12 protein-coding genes are annotated in these 17,697 nt (G+C 42.3%); 6 read left to right on the top strand and 6 right to left on the bottom strand.

Annotated features, from left to right (window positions below):
- The first annotated feature begins 172 nt into the window (after nucleotides 1-172).
- The gene (locus FCR06_RS16175; RefSeq protein WP_138501412.1) at nucleotides 173-1,591 is read left to right on the top strand and encodes a DUF3370 domain-containing protein; all 1,419 of its coding nucleotides are present in this window, start codon (nucleotides 173-175) and stop codon (nucleotides 1,589-1,591) included.
- 75 nt (nucleotides 1,592-1,666) lie between these two features.
- Here FCR06_RS16175 and FCR06_RS16170 read toward each other — a convergent pair whose 3' ends face one another.
- The 4 genes from FCR06_RS16170 to FCR06_RS16155 form a co-directional block, all read right to left on the bottom strand.
- Nucleotides 1,667-1,972, bottom strand: coding sequence for a DUF4090 family protein (locus FCR06_RS16170; RefSeq protein ID WP_138501410.1), 306 nt, complete (start codon nucleotides 1,970-1,972; stop codon nucleotides 1,667-1,669).
- Between the two features lie 82 nt (nucleotides 1,973-2,054).
- A complete protein-coding gene (locus tag FCR06_RS16165; protein ID WP_138501407.1) occupies nucleotides 2,055-2,309 on the bottom strand; it encodes a hypothetical protein in 255 nt (84 codons plus the stop codon).
- 167 nt (nucleotides 2,310-2,476) lie between these two features.
- Nucleotides 2,477-5,671 carry a phosphoenolpyruvate carboxylase gene (locus FCR06_RS16160; protein WP_138501405.1) on the bottom strand — a complete coding sequence of 1,065 codons (3,195 nt, stop codon included), beginning with the start codon at nucleotides 5,669-5,671 and terminating at the stop codon, nucleotides 2,477-2,479.
- A 102-nt stretch (nucleotides 5,672-5,773) separates the two neighbouring features.
- On the bottom strand, nucleotides 5,774-6,010 hold the full coding sequence (locus tag FCR06_RS16155; protein WP_138501403.1) for a hypothetical protein: 237 nt from the start codon (nucleotides 6,008-6,010) through the stop codon (nucleotides 5,774-5,776).
- Between the two features lie 460 nt (nucleotides 6,011-6,470).
- Here FCR06_RS16155 and FCR06_RS16150 point away from each other — a divergent pair, with 460 nt between their 5' ends.
- From FCR06_RS16150 to FCR06_RS16130, 5 genes are all read left to right on the top strand, one after another.
- Nucleotides 6,471-9,473, top strand: coding sequence for a DUF1574 family protein (locus tag FCR06_RS16150; RefSeq protein WP_138501401.1), 3,003 nt, complete (start codon nucleotides 6,471-6,473; stop codon nucleotides 9,471-9,473).
- Between the two features lie 146 nt (nucleotides 9,474-9,619).
- Nucleotides 9,620-11,119: an MBOAT family O-acyltransferase gene (locus FCR06_RS16145; protein ID WP_138501399.1), complete on the top strand. Its 1,500-nt coding sequence runs from the start codon at nucleotides 9,620-9,622 to the stop codon at nucleotides 11,117-11,119.
- A 517-nt stretch (nucleotides 11,120-11,636) separates the two neighbouring features.
- Entirely contained in the window at nucleotides 11,637-12,719 is a 1,083-nt protein-coding gene (gene psbA / locus FCR06_RS16140; RefSeq protein WP_138501397.1) for a photosystem II q(b) protein, read from the top strand.
- A 123-nt stretch (nucleotides 12,720-12,842) separates the two neighbouring features.
- Nucleotides 12,843-13,337: a peptide-methionine (R)-S-oxide reductase MsrB gene (msrB, locus tag FCR06_RS16135; RefSeq protein WP_138501395.1), complete on the top strand. Its 495-nt coding sequence runs from the start codon at nucleotides 12,843-12,845 to the stop codon at nucleotides 13,335-13,337.
- 761 nt (nucleotides 13,338-14,098) lie between these two features.
- Nucleotides 14,099-14,470: a four-helix bundle copper-binding protein gene (locus FCR06_RS16130; protein ID WP_138501393.1), complete on the top strand. Its 372-nt coding sequence runs from the start codon at nucleotides 14,099-14,101 to the stop codon at nucleotides 14,468-14,470.
- Nucleotides 14,471-14,716: 246 nt separating this feature from the next.
- Here the strand turns inward: FCR06_RS16130 and FCR06_RS16125 are convergent, their stop codons facing one another.
- Both FCR06_RS16125 and modB read right to left on the bottom strand, forming a co-directional pair.
- The gene (locus FCR06_RS16125) at nucleotides 14,717-15,550 is read right to left on the bottom strand and encodes an ATP-binding protein (protein WP_223280162.1); all 834 of its coding nucleotides are present in this window, start codon (nucleotides 15,548-15,550) and stop codon (nucleotides 14,717-14,719) included.
- Between the two features lie 287 nt (nucleotides 15,551-15,837).
- A complete protein-coding gene (gene modB, locus FCR06_RS16120) occupies nucleotides 15,838-17,658 on the bottom strand; it encodes a molybdate ABC transporter permease subunit (protein WP_138501391.1) in 1,821 nt (606 codons plus the stop codon).
- Between the last annotated feature and the right edge of the window lie 39 nt (nucleotides 17,659-17,697).

The following is a 17,697-nucleotide window of genomic DNA, read 5'->3' as shown; positions in this document are numbered from 1 at the left end:
TAAATATATAATATATAGCAGTATTAATACTGAACAAAATATCTGTTTACAGATATTTAAAAAAATGGTAAAAAAATGCTATTAAGCCCAGGCCTTTCAGAAATCCTCTTGAAGGAACTTGTAGCAATAACTGATTATCTTTAATATCACAGCTAATTTTAAAATCAAATTTATGCTAACTAAATTACCATTACCTATATTGATACTTTTATTAGGATTAGCTGTAACTCAAACCTTTAGAAGCACAAATCGTAACGATGATTCCGCGATCGCTCAAACTTCACCTCAGCCAACGCCCCAAGAAATCGTCCAACCAGGCAAAGTTCTGGCTTTACCAGGCAAGTTAGATACAATACCTGTCTTTAACAGCAATAGCCCAGAATGGATTAAAACTGAGGGTATTTTACTTTCTACCTTTCCCCCAAACGGTAAAAAAGTTCCCGCCGCGCATCTTAATTTCCCTTTCCAAGGACGCTTTGACTTATTCGCCCATCACTACACCCACACTCCCAAGGATTTACAAACGCTATACCTGGGTGTAATTGTGCATAACCCTGGGAAAAAACCCGTAACAGTAGATGTATTGCAAGCGGCAAGTTATTTAATGCAAGATGCGCCCTTTGTTACCCTAGCTCCTTACGTTGAAAATAACGATGGTAAGGCTTATTCAGGACCGGGCGATCGCGCTGCTGGCGATGTACTCAGAGGCATTCGACAAGCCGATTTTCCCGCCAAACTAATAATTCCTCCAGGACAAAGCCAGATGTTGCTAAATCATCCCATTCCTGTACGGAATTTGGAAAAACCAGTTAATGGTCGGTCTAGCTTTATGCGGTTGCGTAGTAGCGATCGAGTTTATGCAGCAAGTTTAGCAATGTTTGCCAAAAAAAATTCTGATGGTAGCGACCGCCCACCGACTCTGGCAGAATGGCAAGCTTTATTAGATACTGGTAACTTCGCTGGGCCGCGAGATAAAACACCAACTCCTCCAAATGCTACCAGTGGCGGACTGATTTATGGGCGTGTAGCTGGTGTATCTCAAGGTTCCCAATGGCAAGTAAAACTACTGGATAATCCTACAGCAACAAATCTGACCATTCCTGTACGTGGCAAAGCTATTTCTTATGCATTAGACACACTGCGGAGTGGTCGATTGGGTACCGAACAAATTCAAACAGCCAAAATGCTGGTACGTTATCCTGATACAGCATACGAAGCACACGGAAACTATGGTATAGAGTATAAACTTACTTTATCCTTAAGCAATAACACTGCCCAAAATCAAACAGTAGCTGTCACCTTAGAAACACCTCTAAAGGAAGATAAATTATCCCAAACTGGTCTGCGTTTCCGTAAACCATCCCTAGATTTTCCTTTCTTCCGTGGTACAGTGCGGCTACGTTACTTTGATGACCAAGGTGAACAAAAAACGCGCTACGTACATTTATGGCACAGAACTGGGCAGGTATTAGAACCATTAGTCCAACTTGTACTTTCGCCCTCGACTAAGCGCATGGTACAGGTAGATGTAATTTATCCACCAGATTCCACACCACCCCAAGTGTTGAGTGTCAAAACGTTAGAAAAGTGAGGATTCACTGGGGAGTGGCGAGTAGCGTAGTACCAGAAGCAGGGGGAGATATAAACTCCTAATTTCTAACTTTGCTTATTTGCCGGCGTAATAAAAAGCAATTTCTTTTTCTTTCAAGGGTGCGAAATCAGCATTTACAAGTAACTGATCGAGTTCAGCTTGGGCAATGTGTTTGGCACCGATGCGGACAATGCGCGATCGCATGGTATTAGATACACCACTGCGCTGTCTATTGCCCTCTAGCCCCATAACTTGGCGATAAAGTTCTAATTTGGCAGGCGGAATCGGAGAACCATCAAAATCAATTCCTTGGGCGATCGCTTCATCAACAGCATCGGCACCTGTAGTAGTTTGATTCCCTGGGTTAGTTTCAGTAGTCATGATGATTTGCTCTTGTTCGCTATGGGTAGATTTTACCAGCCTTGCTGAMATTAACGCTGCTGACAATAAATTTATCCATTACTTAATTTTGAGTTTCGCGCGTCACCAAACCACCAATAAACGCCCCTAAAACTGTACCTGTCCATAGTCCTGTTGTGCTACCTTGCCACATTCCTCCTAGCGTCGCCCCAGTATTGCATATTACTTTTAAACCCCAATATTGATTTTGACACTTCTGGTTGTGCAGCATAACGGTGATTTGTCCAGTGGTATAAGCACCAAAAAACCCAGATGATAGTGCTAAAAATGTACAAATTAAAATTCTGTTTTTAGTCATTAGTCATTAGTCATTGAGCATGTGGCATGGGGCATTTGAGATGAGTCTTTGATACTCACCCAAGAGTCTTTATAAGTCTACTCTTTTGCTCCCTCATCTCCCTATTCCCCATTGCCCCTAATCCCCACTTCGTAGGGGCCCCGAGTTCCCCAATGCCCCATTCCCAATCAACCTGTATTTCTCATCCCCGCAGCAATACCATTAATAGTTAACAATGCCCCTCGCAGTAATTCACCTTTACTATAACGGGAGTGAATTACTCCAGAAGTAGCAGTAGTATTTAAGGACTGGCGTAGGCGCTTGAGCAGCGAAACTTGGATAAATCCCAAAGGTACAATTGTGCCATTGCGTAACTGTACAGATCGTTGTAATACCGGATCGCCATCTAAGAGCCGATTGTGATTGGTGATTTTTAAGACTAAATCTCTAGTTAGATAGAACTCACTAGCAATTTGCTCAAAAACCTTAACAAAGCGCTCTTGATCTTCTGGTTTTGACAATTCTTGAACGTAGTGCTGTGCCATTTGCATATCTACTTTCGCCAAGGTCATTTCTGCTTTAGAAATCACCATTTTGAAGAAAGGCCACTTGATGTAAAAATAGCGCAGCAATTTTAAATGTTCTTCTGGTTCTGCGTTCAAGAATTCCTGTAAAGCGGTGCCGACGCCGTACCAAGAAGGCAGCAAGAAGCGGGTTTGTGTCCAACTGAATACCCAAGGAATAGCTCGTAGACTGCTTAAGTCTTTTTTGCCAGAGGGACGCCGCGCTGGACGAGAGCTAATTTGCAGTTGGCTAATTTCTTCAATTGGGGTTACTTGATGGAAAAAGTCGATAAAATCAGGTTGCTCGTAAATTAGGGCACGATAATGTTGACGCGATCGCGCCGCTAGTTCTTCCATAATCTCATTCCAGGGTTCAATATCATCAAACCCTGTTCGCAGCAAACTAGCTTGAATCACAGCAGTAGTGATGGTTTCCATGTGGTACAAAGCTAAGTCCAACAAGGAGTATTTGGAAGCTAAAACTTCCCCTTGTTCGGTAATCTTAATCCGTCCATTAATGCTGTTACCCGGTTGAGCCAAAATCGCTTCGTAAGCTGGGCCCCCTCCCCGGCCTACAGAACCACCACGTCCGTGGAAAATTCGCAAATTCACGCCGTAGCCTTCTGCTATTTGTTGCAGCGATTTTTGGGCTTTATGAATTTCCCAATTGCTGCTTAAAAAACCAGAGTCTTTGTTGCTGTCAGAATACCCTAGCATCACTTCTTGGAGGTTAGGAGTGAGTGTTGAGTCACTGTTTGCCTTTGGTCTTTCCCCTTGGGAGAAATTCTCTAGAGCTTCAGCTGCCGCTTTGACTTCTCGCCCAGTGTTTAGCGTTGAGGAGCTAGTTGTATGTGTATTTTCTCTGACTTCAGCAGACTGGTGTTGCAAAGTAGACTCAGCACTGGGTACTCGTTGCTTAGCACTGTTGTAGCCCCCAGCTAACAAAGCGCGATATAAAGGAAGTTCAAATAATTCTCGCATAACGCTTCTGGAGCGTTGCAAGTCTTCTACTGTTTCAAATAGGGGGATAACTTGAATAGTTCCTACAGCAATGGCGGGGTCAAAAAGTCTGGCTTCTTTGGCTAAGAGCAACACTTCCAGTACGTCGCTGACTTGGCGGCACATGCTGATAATGTAAGTTTGGCAGATGTTGACGCCAAATTCTTGTTGCAGCGATCGCAAGATCCGAAAGGTTTCAATCACATCATTGGTTTTTTCCGAAAATGGCAATTCTGCTGGAATTAATGGCCGCCGGGTTTGCAGTTCTTGGGTTAACCAAGTAACTCTTTCTGGCTCTGAGAGTTCGTCGTAAGGTCGGGGTAGTACTTGCAAGTATTCTAAAATTTCATTGAGCGCATCCGAGTGGCGCGATGATTCTTGGCGGATATCTAGCTGTGTCAAGTTAAAGCCAAAAATTTCTACTTGACAAATCAAATCTTCTAGCGCTCGGCAGTTTAAACCTGTTTCTGTCAAGTTGCGCTGAATTAACCGCAATTCTGCTAAAAACTCGGCTCCAGAACGGTAGAGGGGACTGTCTTGATTTTTTGGCGTTTCCCGATTGTATAAAGCTAAATTGCGATCGCGGGTATTTTCTAATCGTTTGAGGACATAAGCCAGTTTCAGCCGATATGGTTCTTGTCGATAACGCAGCGCTAGGGCGTCATATACTTCACTCAACTGGGACTGATCCAATTCCAGAGATTCCAGTAAATCTGGCAAAACATCACTCCAGTGCATCGACACGCTCAATAATTCAATCAGTTGTTTCACTGACTGGATATATCTTCCTAGCACCATTTTGCGCTGATAGCAAGCTGTCTTCCAGGTAATTTCTGGTGTGACTGAGGGGTTACCATCTCGATCTGAACCCACCCAAGAGCCAAACGAGCAGAAATTCTTACTCGGCGGTTCTAACCAAGGAAAAGTATTCGCTAGCGTGTATTTGAATCGCTTATAGAGTTGCGGAATACCATCAAATAATACTTCTTGGAAATAATGCAGAGCATAATCTACTTCATCGAGTACCGTGGGTTTGAACTGGTGAAGTTCGTCTGTGCGCCACCATAAACGAATTTCTTCGAGTAATTGTTCGCGGACATCTGCTGCTTCCCAAGGATATCCCACTCCTGTGCTAATGGAGCTATTTTCTAAGCCATCGAGTTTTTGCAACAGTTGTACTACTTGGCGCTGTTTATCGCGGATGGTATGACGCACAATTTCTGTTGGGTGCGCTGTGAAAACTAAGCGGACATCCAACTGGGCAATTAAACGTTGAATTTGCTGGGGGGGAACATTCAGTTTGAATAAATAGGGAAATAAGGCTGCAAAAGTGCCTTTTAGTTGGACTTGAGCTTTTTGGACATAATTCTTTGCCAGCAAGTCTGCTGCTAGTCCCTTGCTTACAGGTGCGTCCTCTTCTCTTTGATTCGAGGAATAATTAGCATTTGGTGGCGTTTGAGGGTCTGTTGCTTCTGTTTGGGCTTCATAGCGACTCAATTGCTGTCTTTGTTCGTATTCCTGCTCTATGATGTTAATCAACTGAAAATACAGAGCAAAAGCACGAGCTGCCCGGATTGCTTCATTGATATTCAATTGTTCGATCAACTTAACGGCTGAGGAAGCTTGGTCATTTGTTGTTTGTCCTTCCGGCGAACACAAATCCCGCAATTGCCGCAACAAATCTACCATGTTTTGGCCGCATTCTTGCCTCAGAACTGACTCCCACAATTCTTCTACTACCTGTAGACGATGACGCAAAAATAATTCCGACACCGGGTATATATTCGCAGTTGGCGATGAAGAGTATAAAAGGGAACTCATATTCTCGATGATTGTAAAGCCAATTACTGTTTACACTTGGAGGTTTTGCACTTAATGCTCACGATGTTCTTCCTGAGCAAATAATTGTTCGATGTATATTTTCTAAGTTTGTTCAGTTTCGTTATCATCTGGAAAGTCAAGGATGGGTAAGCGATCGCCTCGAAATAATTCTTCACTGGCTTCCCCTATAGCTTCTAGTGCCCTGACTGTAGTTTTTCCGGTAATCAGCAGCAGTACCATAGACGCTGTACCTATTTGTAAGAGGAACGATTGGGGAATGCTAAAAAAATCCAGACTGGATGGAGGATTAGCTGAGGGTTGTTGGTTAGCTGCTGTCATTGTTAATTCTTGGTTAGGGAAAAATGAGTCAAAACAAGTCAAAATTCAGAATTTAGGAGTTACGAGTCAGGATGACTTCACATATCAACACAAGGAGTTTAAATTGGATCCGATTGGTTGTTTGTTTAGCCCGCAAGGAGTATTAGCTTAGTCAGAGGCGATTGTGACTAGAAAAGACAATTTCTCAGTTAGTCACATAAAATTATTCTGACTTGTCAATTTACTAATTCTGACTCCTGACTTCTAACTTCTAAATTTTGACTCCCTGCGAGTAAAATAAACGCAAAACTCAACATTAGTCTGACTTGCAACCGTACAAGACTATCTTTGCTGATTTTGCAAGCTACAAAGGTAACAAAATTGTTAAAAAAAACCGTCAAAGTGTGATACACCTATGGTTCTAGTTTACAAGTGCAGGCACTATCCCCTAACAATCGCTGACTGTTAAAGTTAATTTCCCATGAAAACAGTATTACCAGACCGCCAGCAATCCTTAGTGCAATGGATCAGCCAAGCAACAGGGATTAACACTTTCGGGGTGAAAGTCCGATTACGGGGAAATGACCTTCATATTCTTTGTGAGGGGACAGAATGTCCGCAGCGTTGGCGTACTTTATCTGATTTGCTGCAAGCACTACAGCAAACAGATTTGGATACTCTGACAAACAACGAACAACCCTCAATATACCAAGTATTTGTCTATGGTCGAAGAAAAGGGGAACAGCGCCCCAAATGGTGTCATCGAGTTTATTTGAATCAAATTGAAAAGCATGTAGAGCAGGTACAGCAAGCTTTACTAGCAGATTCGGAAAAATCGAAACAAGTCGGGGGAGCGCTGATTGTCTCTAATGAAAGTTTGGCACGCCAAGGTAACCCAGATGCCATTGCTCGCTATTTGAGTGAAACTCTGAGTACGTTGGGTGTGTCAGTACAGGCAAAGATTAAGCTACATAAGTCCAAGAATTCTCAAGTTGAAGAAAATCGCCTCTGGATATTTTGCCAGTCAAGCTATAGTCCCGACCCATCATTGCTGGCTGAACCAATAGCCCAGAAATTACGTTATCTGAAGCTTTCGGGCTACCCAGATGCAGTCATTGTTTCTCAAGTAACTGGTGAAACTGCGGCTGATTGGCTGGTGCGAGTAGATCTAACGCCTCCAGAGGTGATGCTCAAAGAGTGGGCGCGTTGGGGGGATGTGCAAGCGATCGCCAGATTACTAACTGAGGTATTGTCAGAGTTAAAAGTTGCTGTTCATGCTTCTCTCAAGGAATCAACCCTGCATATTTTTTGTACCCCAGCTTATGACCCCCTGGGAACCGCTCCAATACCAGATAAAGTAGCGTGCTTAGAGGCAATTTTACCCCAGCTAGAAGCGATCGCTCCCCAAGGCATTCTCGCCGCCACCATCTACGGAGAAAAAGCAGGTGACAAGGAACCTAGCTGGATTGATTGGGTGGATTTACCTGCTAAAGAACATCCCGTATTTGCGACATCGCCACTGGATTTAGCCAATACAGGCGACCAACCAGCGATCGTTTTTTTATTAGAACGCTTACTCAATCCTGACCTCGATTGGCGTCTTTTGACGGGTGGAATTCGCGTTCTGCTGCTAATTAAAGGTGATTTATTGCACATTATGTGTGATGCACCTGTTTGTCCTGGACGAACGCAAGTAGCCAATAAAGTTACACAGTTTGTCCGCCAGTTAAAAATTCCTGGTATTAAAGGAGTCCGCGTCTACGGACGGCGGGCTGGGAATAAGGAACCTTTTTGGAATCATGGTATCGATTTAGAACATCGCCAACGTTTAGTACCAGAAGCAACCCCAGAATTTGCTGTTGCTTCTAAATATGTTAACGATTTGGTAACTGCTGAAACTAGCGAGCCAATTTTGCGCCCAGACTTAACTACACAAGAAGTTCAAAGTTTTGTTACAGAAATAGCGCTCAATTGGTTAGCAACAGCAAATGCAGCAGTAAAAAAATTCCTCTTAGCAACTCAGCTATTTACCGAAAGCCATCAGTCAGCACAGCTAAACCCTGATGCTCAAGGAGTTAAGATTGCTTTGGTTTGGGGAACACTCGGATTATTGCTCACCCTTCAAAGTGATTGGGTGTTAAGTCAAATTATTGCCCACGCTACGCCGAGTTCTCCAATGACTAATGTCTCACCTTCATCATCTTCTGAGCAAAAAGCATCATTGACCTCTGAAAAAAATCCGAACCAGCAAGCAAAATTTTTTCCTAGCACTGCCAAAACTAAATCTTCTCCAAACCAAAGTACTGTATTTAATGCTTCTCAATTTACCCAAACCGATGATACACAAAGCGGAAATTTAGCAGCCGCACCACTCAAAGAAAAAGCAACGGCGACTGCTATTCTTTTAGCAGCGCGATCGCAAATACCAAGTTTCAATGTTAGACAGTTAGACGAGCAATTAGCCCTCTACAAACAACGTCTGGCTAGAACTGGTAGTCCGCCAGATGTATTAATCATTGGTTCCTCGCGCGCCCTGAGAGGAGTTGACCCAGCAGCACTTTCTAAAGCTTTGGCAACTCAGGGTTATCCAAATATTGACGTGTTCAACTTTGGAATTAATGGTGCTACCGCGCAAGTTGTAGACTTTGTGATTCGCCAGGTTTTAGAACCGTCAGAATTGCCAAAATTAATTCTCTGGGCAGATGGCGCCCGTGCTTTCAATAGCGGACGTGAGGATATTACTTTTAAATCCGTTACTACATCATCTGGCTATAAGCAAGCCTTGCAAAAAATCTCTACAAGTTCAAGTAGCGGTAATTTGCCTGAAAATTCCAAGCAAGAAAAGACCAAAGAAGAAAAGCAAGAAATTAATGGTTATCAAGCTGTTGATGATTGGTTAAATCAGACTTTAGCATCTGTTTTTACTAGCTATCAAAACCGTGACCAAATTAAAAGTTTACTCCAAAAACAACTGCTCATATTTGGTCACAATCAGATAGTCACATCTCAAAAACAGCAAACAGATAGTAATTCAGAAGAAGATACTTCTAAGCAAGCAGTTGACTTTGATGGATTTCTAGCTTTATCTATTCGCTTTCATCCCGCTAGATATTATCAAAAACATTCTCGAGTTCCAGGAAATTATGATAACGACTATAAATCTTTCCAACTAGGAGGAGAGCAAGAGGTCGCCTTACAAGAAGTGCTTAATTTTACACAGGCTCACAAAATTTCTTTAGTGTTTATCAACATGCCTCTAACAGAGGATTATTTAGATCCAGTGCGTCAAAACTATGAGCAAGAATTTCAGCAATATATGTTGCGTTTAGCAACTAATCCCAACTTTATTTATCGCGATTTGAGCCAACAGTGGCTCAAAGTAAATGATTACTTTTCTGACCCTAGCCACCTCAATCGCTTTGGTGCCTACGAAGTCTCGAAAAAGTTGGCTAATGACCCGATGATTCCTTGGCCAGCTAAGTAGGAGATGAGGAGATGGGGAACTCGGGGCCCCCATGAAGTGGAGATTAGGGGCAATGGAGAACAGAGGGGCACAGGGAAGAATTCCAAACTGCTTAACTCCAATGACCAATGACCAATGACTAATGACCAATGACAAATGACTAAAAAATGAACTTTATCTCAATTTTCTATGGGCTATTCTTGTTAAGTGTACTCGGAATTTACTGGTCTTTAGCACAACAAAAATTACGATTGTTGACACTGCTAATTGCCAGTTTGGTTTTCTATGCGTCTTTGCATCTCCAATACATACCATTGCTATTAGCATTAACTTTTATTAATTTTCGCTTAGGAGTAGAAATTGGCAAAAATACATCATTAGGAAAACATTCTTCTGACTGGCGAATTTCTAATGAAGACTGGGAATTTGTAGAAAGTGATTGGAATTTACGTCGTCTTAAGCTTTTGTGGCTAGGTATAATTCTCAATGTTTTACTTTTATTAGTTTTTAAGTATCTTACTCCTTTATATAAGTTTGTTTTTCACATCCAAACAAACCCATCAGAGAATTCTTTTAAATTGATTGCACCCTTAGGAATTTCGTTTTTTACCTTTGAGTGTATTGCCTATTTAATAGATGTATATCGAGGTGCCCCGGCTACAGATAGTTTTCTAAAATTTGCCTCGTACAAATTATTTTTTGCAAAACTAATTTCTGGGCCAATTACGCGCTACCACAACTTAGTAAATCAATTTAATACTTTACACTTACCTACTACCAATAGGGTCGTAGAAGGATTGTGGTTAATTGCTAGAGGTGCAGTCAAGAAAGGTATTTTGGCAGACCACCTAGGAATTTTTGTCGATTTATGTTTTGGCAATATACAGCGAGCGGGTAGTACCGATCTGTGGTTAGCTACATTTGCCTATGGCTTGCAGTTATATCTAGATTTCAACGGTTATGTAGACATTGCCCGTGGTAGTGCTTTACTTTTCGGTTTAGTTCTACCTGAGAATTTTGATTTTCCTTACTTCACTACTAGTATTGCAGAATTTTGGCGGCGCTGGCACATGACTTTGGGCGATTGGCTACGTAACTATATTTACTTTCCTTTAGGTGGTTCACGTCAGGGTTTGACTCGCACTTGTGGGAATTTATTTATTGTGATGCTAATTGCTGGTATCTGGCACGGAGCTGCTTTAGGCTACGTAGTATGGGGCATACTTCACGGATTAGGATTGGTGGTTCATCGACTTACGGATGTAATTAGCGATCGCTTTGAAAAGCTAGAGCATTTCTGGCAAAATCCTCTGGGTATATTTGTAGCTTGGCTGTTGACTCAACTAATGGTTTTTACTTCTTGGATTTGGTTCCGCCTGCCTAACCTCCAAGACTCTTTTACGGTAACTCGACACCTTTGGGGCTATCCTGCGGACGCACAGTTTGCTGAGAAGGTTTATGTAGAAGCTTTAAATATTAGCCAATACCAACTTGCTTGGATACTAACAACTTTAGCTACTCTGATGGCTATCGTTTATGCCTTCAATCGGATGTTGAAGTTAGAGTTTAACTGGCCTGTAAAGCTTGTTTTCGTACCCTTATGCTTCTATGCAGTTTGGTTATTAGCTCCTGAAGGTAGCTTACCGTATATATATTTTGATTTTTAATCTAAGTTTTTTCTAAACAAGCAACTGTGGTGAAAGTGTTACTCAAGCATAAACTAGGCAGTACCTAAAAATCAGGATCAAGCAAAGATACTCCGCCTCTGGTAAGAATCGCTAGTAAATCATAATGTGGTATGACTGGTTAATTTTACTCAAATTCTCAAATTCATGTCTCCAAAAATTGTGAGTTTTAGATTCTCAATCCTTACAAGATATTTTTTATTAAAGAGTTTTAAGTTTATTTATTAAGAAATATAAAGCTAAGTAAATAAGGGATCAATTAGTTGAAATTGATTTGGTCTCCCAACTTCCTAACATCAAGCAAATCAAGGCTTTTGGTGGTTTTTATCACTGGTAAAAATCCGACGAAAAACTTTACAGTTAGATGAGCTTTTACAACGTAAATATTACAGAATGTTAAGCAAAATGTCAGGTTCAAGTAAATTCATGTAGACTTATTTTCAACAGGTGAAAAAGTTAGCCTGTTTCATATTTAACAAAACATAGCACTCATAAAACAATGACAACTACCTTACAACGGCGTTCTAACGCCAACGTATGGGATCGGTTTTGCGAGTGGATCACCAGCACTGATAACCGCATTTATGTAGGTTGGTTCGGTGTACTGATGGTTCCTACTCTGCTAGCCGCTACCGTCTGCTTCACAATTGCTTTCATCGCTGCTCCTCCTGTGGACATCGATGGTATCCGTGAACCAGTAGCAGGTTCTTTGATTTACGGAAACAACATCATCTCTGGTGCAGTTGTTCCTTCTTCTAACGCTATCGGTTTGCACTTCTACCCCATCTGGGAAGCTGCTTCCTTAGATGAGTGGTTGTACAACGGTGGTCCTTACCAGTTGGTAATTTTCCACTTCTTGCTCGGTTGCGCCTGCTACATGGGCCGTCAGTGGGAACTTTCTTACCGATTAGGAATGCGTCCTTGGATTTGCGTAGCTTACAGCGCACCTCTAGCTTCTGCTACCGCAGTATTCTTGATCTACCCAATCGGTCAAGGTTCTTTCTCTGATGGTATGCCTTTGGGTATCTCTGGAACCTTCAACTTCATGATTGTGTTCCAAGCGGAACATAACATTCTGATGCACCCCTTTCACATGTTAGGTGTGGCTGGTGTATTCGGCGGTTCCTTGTTCTCTGCAATGCACGGTTCTTTGGTAACCTCTTCCTTGGTTCGTGAAACCACCGAAACCGAATCTCAAAACTACGGTTACAAGTTCGGTCAAGAAGAAGAAACCTACAACATCGTTGCAGCCCACGGCTACTTCGGTCGCTTGATCTTCCAATACGCTTCATTCAACAACAGCCGTTCCTTGCACTTCTTCCTAGCTGCATGGCCTGTTGTTGGTATCTGGTTCACCGCTTTGGGTGTCAGCACAATGGCTTTCAACCTGAACGGTTTCAACTTCAACCAATCCATCATTGACTCTCAAGGTCGCGTTATCAGCACTTGGGCAGACGTAATCAACCGCGCTAACCTGGGTATGGAAGTAATGCACGAGCGTAACGCTCACAACTTCCCCTTAGACTTGGCTGCTGGTGATGTCGCCCCTGTAGCAATGACCGCTCCTGCAATCAACGGCTAATACTTCAGTAATAGCTGAATAAAAAGCGCCTCCTGGAAAGGGGGCGCTTTGTTTTTATTTAGGCATCTCCAAGAAATAATATCTTGTTTTTTGTGTAGAGCAAAAATAGAAAATAATAGATATATGGACAAACGCTATTTTTTAGAGGCTAGTGTAGTAATAGTCGGCACAGTCTTGTTATCAAGGTATATTAATTGGGGGTCAGAAGAAATGACAACTTCTAACAGTAGATTTGAAATTAGCAAACCTGAGGAAGAATGGCGCAGTGTTTTAACGCCAGAACAGTTTCGTGTATTGCGTAAACATGGAACTGAACCCGCTCACACCAGTCCACTCGATAAGCAATATGATGAAGGCACTTATTATTGTGCTGCGTGCGAACAGCCACTGTTTACATCTAATAGCAAATTTAATAGCGGTACTGGCTGGCCTAGCTTCTTTAAACCTATTGAAGGTGCGATCGCCACTACTGTAGATAAATCGCATTTTATGACCAGAACTGAAGTGCATTGTAGTCGCTGTGGTAGTCATCTGGGTCACGTCTTTGACGACGGCCCCGCACCAACTGGCGAACGTTACTGCATGAATGGTGTTTCGCTGAAGTTTGTACCTGCATAATTGAGATGCGATCACACTGCCAAGCTAAATCATTAGTGTTGCCACGGTGCGCCTGCTCATGTCTATTTTGTAGTAAAGTGCGCTAGATATTATTGGTCTAAGGCACTTTAACGCGAGTTCAATAGCTATAATTTGACAGCTTTGTTGGGTTTTCACATGATAAACCCAACTTCCTATTTTCTTAACTTTGTATTCGACCTCTTGCAAAAATATTTTATGGTGTGATATTGGGTTTTGTCGCTTGAATCAATCTACTTATGCGATACGAGCAAACAAAAAAGTTATCGAATCGGCAGTTCAAACGGTTGGAGTGCAACAACGCACGTTTAATGAATTATTGCTAAACCCTTACATGCTGTATTGATCAAAAGATTTTCTTGTTCTGGTTGCGTAATTTTCAAGCTTATCTATCTTCAAGTTAATAGAAGTTAATAAATATTTTTAGGTATTTGTTAAAAAAAATGAAATTATTTTCTTTTTCAATCTAACTATAACTTGTAATCTCCAACCTAAAGTTGATTTGCTTAATAAAACCCCATTGAAAAACGGGAGTATTTAAGCCTTAATATATATGAATTTTCAGAAAAACAACACTAAATATTTGTAGAATTAATCTAAATTCCCGGTAATTATATCGGAATAGGAGGCTTATAAATTGTCGATAAAATATCCCATTGACTCCTTAAAAATATAGAACTACTGTTAGAAGTAGTCCTGAAAAGGACAGCATTAATGCATCAATAAATCAAGAGGTATTTCCAATGATGATGATGATGGCTGAAACCATGACTTCCGAAATGCAAGCTTGTATGGAAGCTTGTATGGAGTGTCACAAAATGTGCATGGAAACTATGACTTACTGCATGAGCAAAGGTGGTAAGCAGATGGACAATAGCATGATGAGCATGATGACGATGATGCGCGATTGTGCAGAAATGTGCATGATGTGTATGAACATGATGATGGGCGGTTCTGAGTTCATGGGACGTACTTGTATGCTGTGTGCAGAAATGTGCGATCGCTGTGCTATGGCTTGTGAAATGATGAGCGACGATGCCAAAATGATGGAATGTGCTGCTGCTTGCCGCAAATGTGCAGAAACTTGCAGATCTATGCACATGATGCCTGCATAATTCTCCCACTTCGCAGAAGTTTGTCTGCAACCTAATATTCAAGCGCCGAGGCTCTTTGGGTCTGGGCGCTTGAAGTAAAAACCGTTTACGATATTTTAAAGTCAGTGAGCAAATAATTACTAATTCGTAATTCAAAGAAAGGTATAAGCCCTTTGATTTATCAATGGAGAAGTAAAACGATAAATCTTGGATGATTTGATGAATGTGTAGATTTAAACCAGTGCTATTAAGATAAACGCTAATTTTCTAAGCTCGTCCTGCTAGGTTTGCAACGAACAACGCTAATTGATCTGGCTCGACAGGTTTAGCAACGTGCATTTGAAACCCAGCCTCAATGCTCAGTTGTTGTGACTCACTTGCATAGGCAGTCAGCACAATGGCTGGAATTTGCCCTCCGGCTTCTGCACTCAGCGATCGCACTTGCCGAATCAACCAGTAGCCATCTTCCTCCGGCATTCCCAGATCGCAAATTAGCACATTAAACCAACTGGGGTTTTTACTTAGAACCGCTAGCACAACTCTTGCAGATGCCACACTCAGCACTTGGGCCCCGTAGTCTTCCAGCACAAATTTAACTATGTCACGGGCATCGGCTTGATCGTCAACCACTAAAATCTGTAAACCCGACAATGAGGGGACAGCATCGCTCGAAGGATCTGGGGCGACTTCTAACGCAGTAGGCTTTAAATCGCTCGACAGTGTAAACTCCCCTTGTAGATCCCTTTTTGGCAGCCTGACGGTGAACGTTGCTCCTTGTCCTGAACCCGGACTCTCTGCCTGAACTGTGCCACCATGCAGTTCAACCAGATACTGCGCGATCGATAGCCCCAGTCCCAGCCCTGGCTTCGCTTTCGTGGTGCTGGAATCTCCTTGACGAAATCGCTCAAAAATATACGGCAACAAGTCTGCCGAAATTCCTTGTCCTGTATCACTGACTTGAATTTGAGCGTGAGTTCTGTCAGACATGAGCCTAACTTCGACTCGTCCACCTTCGGGCGTAAATTTGATCGCATTCGATAAAAGATTATATAGGACTTGCTGTAAGCGCTCGGCATCGCCGACGATCATCTCAGAACTCAAGTTTGAAACGTTACAATTTGAAGGAGGCAACTACAAAATATGAAAATTATGCGCGAAACTTAGACAAAGAGGTATCAATTATTCGGGGATTAATCCTCAACGGCTTTGCTACAAATAGAGACATTGTAGAGTCAACTCAAGAACAGCAACAGTCAGGGGAGACTTGCTCACGTTGTGATAGCATCTGTGATACCAGTCGTCTCCTTTTCCCCTGCTCCCTGCCCCAGCAAAAACTGCCTTATCCCAACAATAATTAATTTACACCGACCTACTTACATCTGTGCGTTCTATTCCATCAAAATCAAGCGCAAGGGATCTAAACGCACATACCAAGGAAAAGGTTGGTCTTTGATACTCGCCCATTTTTCTTTAAAAACTTCAGCTTGCAAATGGTAATCTTGAGAATTATTGGCAGCAGAATGTAGTTTGACAAATAGTGTCATTCGATGGGGCGTTTCACTCGTCTGTGCTATCCAACAGGGAAAGGTGTTTTCAGGGGATGAGTCATTGGTAAAAAGAATTTGATGGGCACGAATACCAATATGAGACAATTCGCTGTTCATTGCTTCCACGACTCGGAGAGTACAACCCCAATCAATTGCTTCCACTTGTTGCGGTGACTGAAGAATAATCTGAGAAAAGTTTTTGCACCCAGTGATTTGGGCAACACCCACAGTGGTAGGACGCTCAAAAATATCGTATTTGCTACCATGATGAACGACTCTACCATGCTCCAGTACCAATAAATTCGGGCAAAGTCGATAAGCCTCTTCCATATTATGAGTGACAAATAAAGTCACACCTTGGTAATCTATTAGAGTTTCTATCATTTGCTGCTCTAATTGACTACGCAGATGGGTATCGAGTGCAGAAAAAGGTTCATCCAAAAGCAATGCTTCCGGTTGACTGGCTAATGCTCTTGCCAAAGCTACCCGTTGTTGTTGGCCTCCAGAAAGCTGGTGCGGATAGCGATCGCCTAATCCCTGCAACTGCATATTTAATAATAGTCCTTCTATCTGTACCTTAATACTCCCTGGTGATAATCCTTTGGGCAAACCAAAAGCGATGTTTTGCGCCACACTCATGTGGGGAAACAGAGCGTAATTCTGCACTAAAAAACCGATGCGGCGATCGCGACTGGGTAGATTAATTCCTTTTTCCGAGTCAAACAACACTCTGCCATTTAAAACTATGCGCCCTCTTGTCGGCGTTTCTATCCCCGCAATGCAGCGCAAAATCATGCTCTTACCCGCCCCCGAACTACCCAATAACCCCAAAGGCTGGTCATTAGTAGTAAAACTAACTTTCAAATCAAAGCTAGGAAGTATTTTTTCAATGTCTACAAACAATCCACGCAACTCAAAATTAGAGTCCGGCCGATAAAAAATTTCTCCCTCTGCCCCCTGCTCCCTGCCCCCTGCCCCCTGCTGTATGCTCCCTGCTCTCCTCTTCTCCCTCACTTCTTGCCAGAAGTTAACTCCAATAATTCCAGATAGAGAAATCACCATAATTGCGAGCGCCCAAAACCACGCTTCATCCATTGCTCCCGCTTCCACAGCAAAGTAAATCGCCATTGGGATTGTCTGCGTTTGTCCAGGAATATTACCAGCCAGCATCAATGTCGCCCCGAATTCTCCCAAAGCACGGGCAAAGGCCAGAGTTGTGGCAGCTAAAATACCAGGTAGTGCTAGGGGTAAACTAATACGCCAAAAGATTGTAGCTTCTCTTGCACCAAGGGTTCTGGCTACTCGCAGCAGATTTCTATCTATTTGTTCAAATGCTCCTAGTGCTGTTTTATACATTAAAGGAAAAGAAACGACTGTGGCGGCGATCGCTGCACCGTACCAAGTAAAGACAATAGAGAAGTCAAAAGTCTGCATGAATTTCCCTACAGGGCCATTTTTACCAAAAAATAGCAGCAATAAGAAACCTACAACTGTCGGCGGTAAAATTAGAGGAGCAATAAAGATACCCTCAATCAACGATTTCCCTTTGCCACGGTATCTTAGCATCCAGTAGGCAGCAGCAATGCCTAAGAAGAAAGTAATAAATGTAGCAAGTAATGAAGTTTTAAGTGATATCCAAAGGGGCGATAAATCCAATGGCATAGTTGCGTCAGGAGAAATTAGCTCAACTAATCCCTAATT

It is taken from the genome of Nostoc sp. PA-18-2419 (assembly GCF_005869855.1).
Classification (GTDB): domain Bacteria; phylum Cyanobacteriota; class Cyanobacteriia; order Cyanobacteriales; family Nostocaceae; genus Nostoc.
The sequence above is the reverse complement of the archived record's forward strand: the minus strand, read 5'-3'. Positions and strand labels throughout refer to the sequence as shown.

What these genes read in the sequence shown, in the direction of transcription:
- FCR06_RS16175 (WP_138501412.1), top strand. Translation starts at nt 173, where the DNA reads ATGCTAACTAAATTACCATTACCTATATTGATACTTTTATTAGGATTA.
- FCR06_RS16170 (WP_138501410.1), bottom strand. Translation starts at nt 1,972, where the DNA reads ATGACTACTGAAACTAACCCAGGGAATCAAACTACTACAGGTGCCGAT.
- FCR06_RS16165 (WP_138501407.1), bottom strand. Translation starts at nt 2,309, where the DNA reads ATGACTAAAAACAGAATTTTAATTTGTACATTTTTAGCACTATCATCT.
- FCR06_RS16160 (WP_138501405.1), bottom strand. Translation starts at nt 5,671, where the DNA reads ATGAGTTCCCTTTTATACTCTTCATCGCCAACTGCGAATATATACCCG.
- FCR06_RS16155 (WP_138501403.1), bottom strand. Translation starts at nt 6,010, where the DNA reads ATGACAGCAGCTAACCAACAACCCTCAGCTAATCCTCCATCCAGTCTG.
- FCR06_RS16150 (WP_138501401.1), top strand. Translation starts at nt 6,471, where the DNA reads ATGAAAACAGTATTACCAGACCGCCAGCAATCCTTAGTGCAATGGATC.
- FCR06_RS16145 (WP_138501399.1), top strand. Translation starts at nt 9,620, where the DNA reads ATGAACTTTATCTCAATTTTCTATGGGCTATTCTTGTTAAGTGTACTC.
- psbA (WP_138501397.1), top strand. Translation starts at nt 11,637, where the DNA reads ATGACAACTACCTTACAACGGCGTTCTAACGCCAACGTATGGGATCGG.
- msrB (WP_138501395.1), top strand. Translation starts at nt 12,843, where the DNA reads ATGGACAAACGCTATTTTTTAGAGGCTAGTGTAGTAATAGTCGGCACA.
- FCR06_RS16130 (WP_138501393.1), top strand. Translation starts at nt 14,099, where the DNA reads ATGATGATGATGATGGCTGAAACCATGACTTCCGAAATGCAAGCTTGT.
- modB (WP_138501391.1), bottom strand. Translation starts at nt 17,658, where the DNA reads ATGCCATTGGATTTATCGCCCCTTTGGATATCACTTAAAACTTCATTA.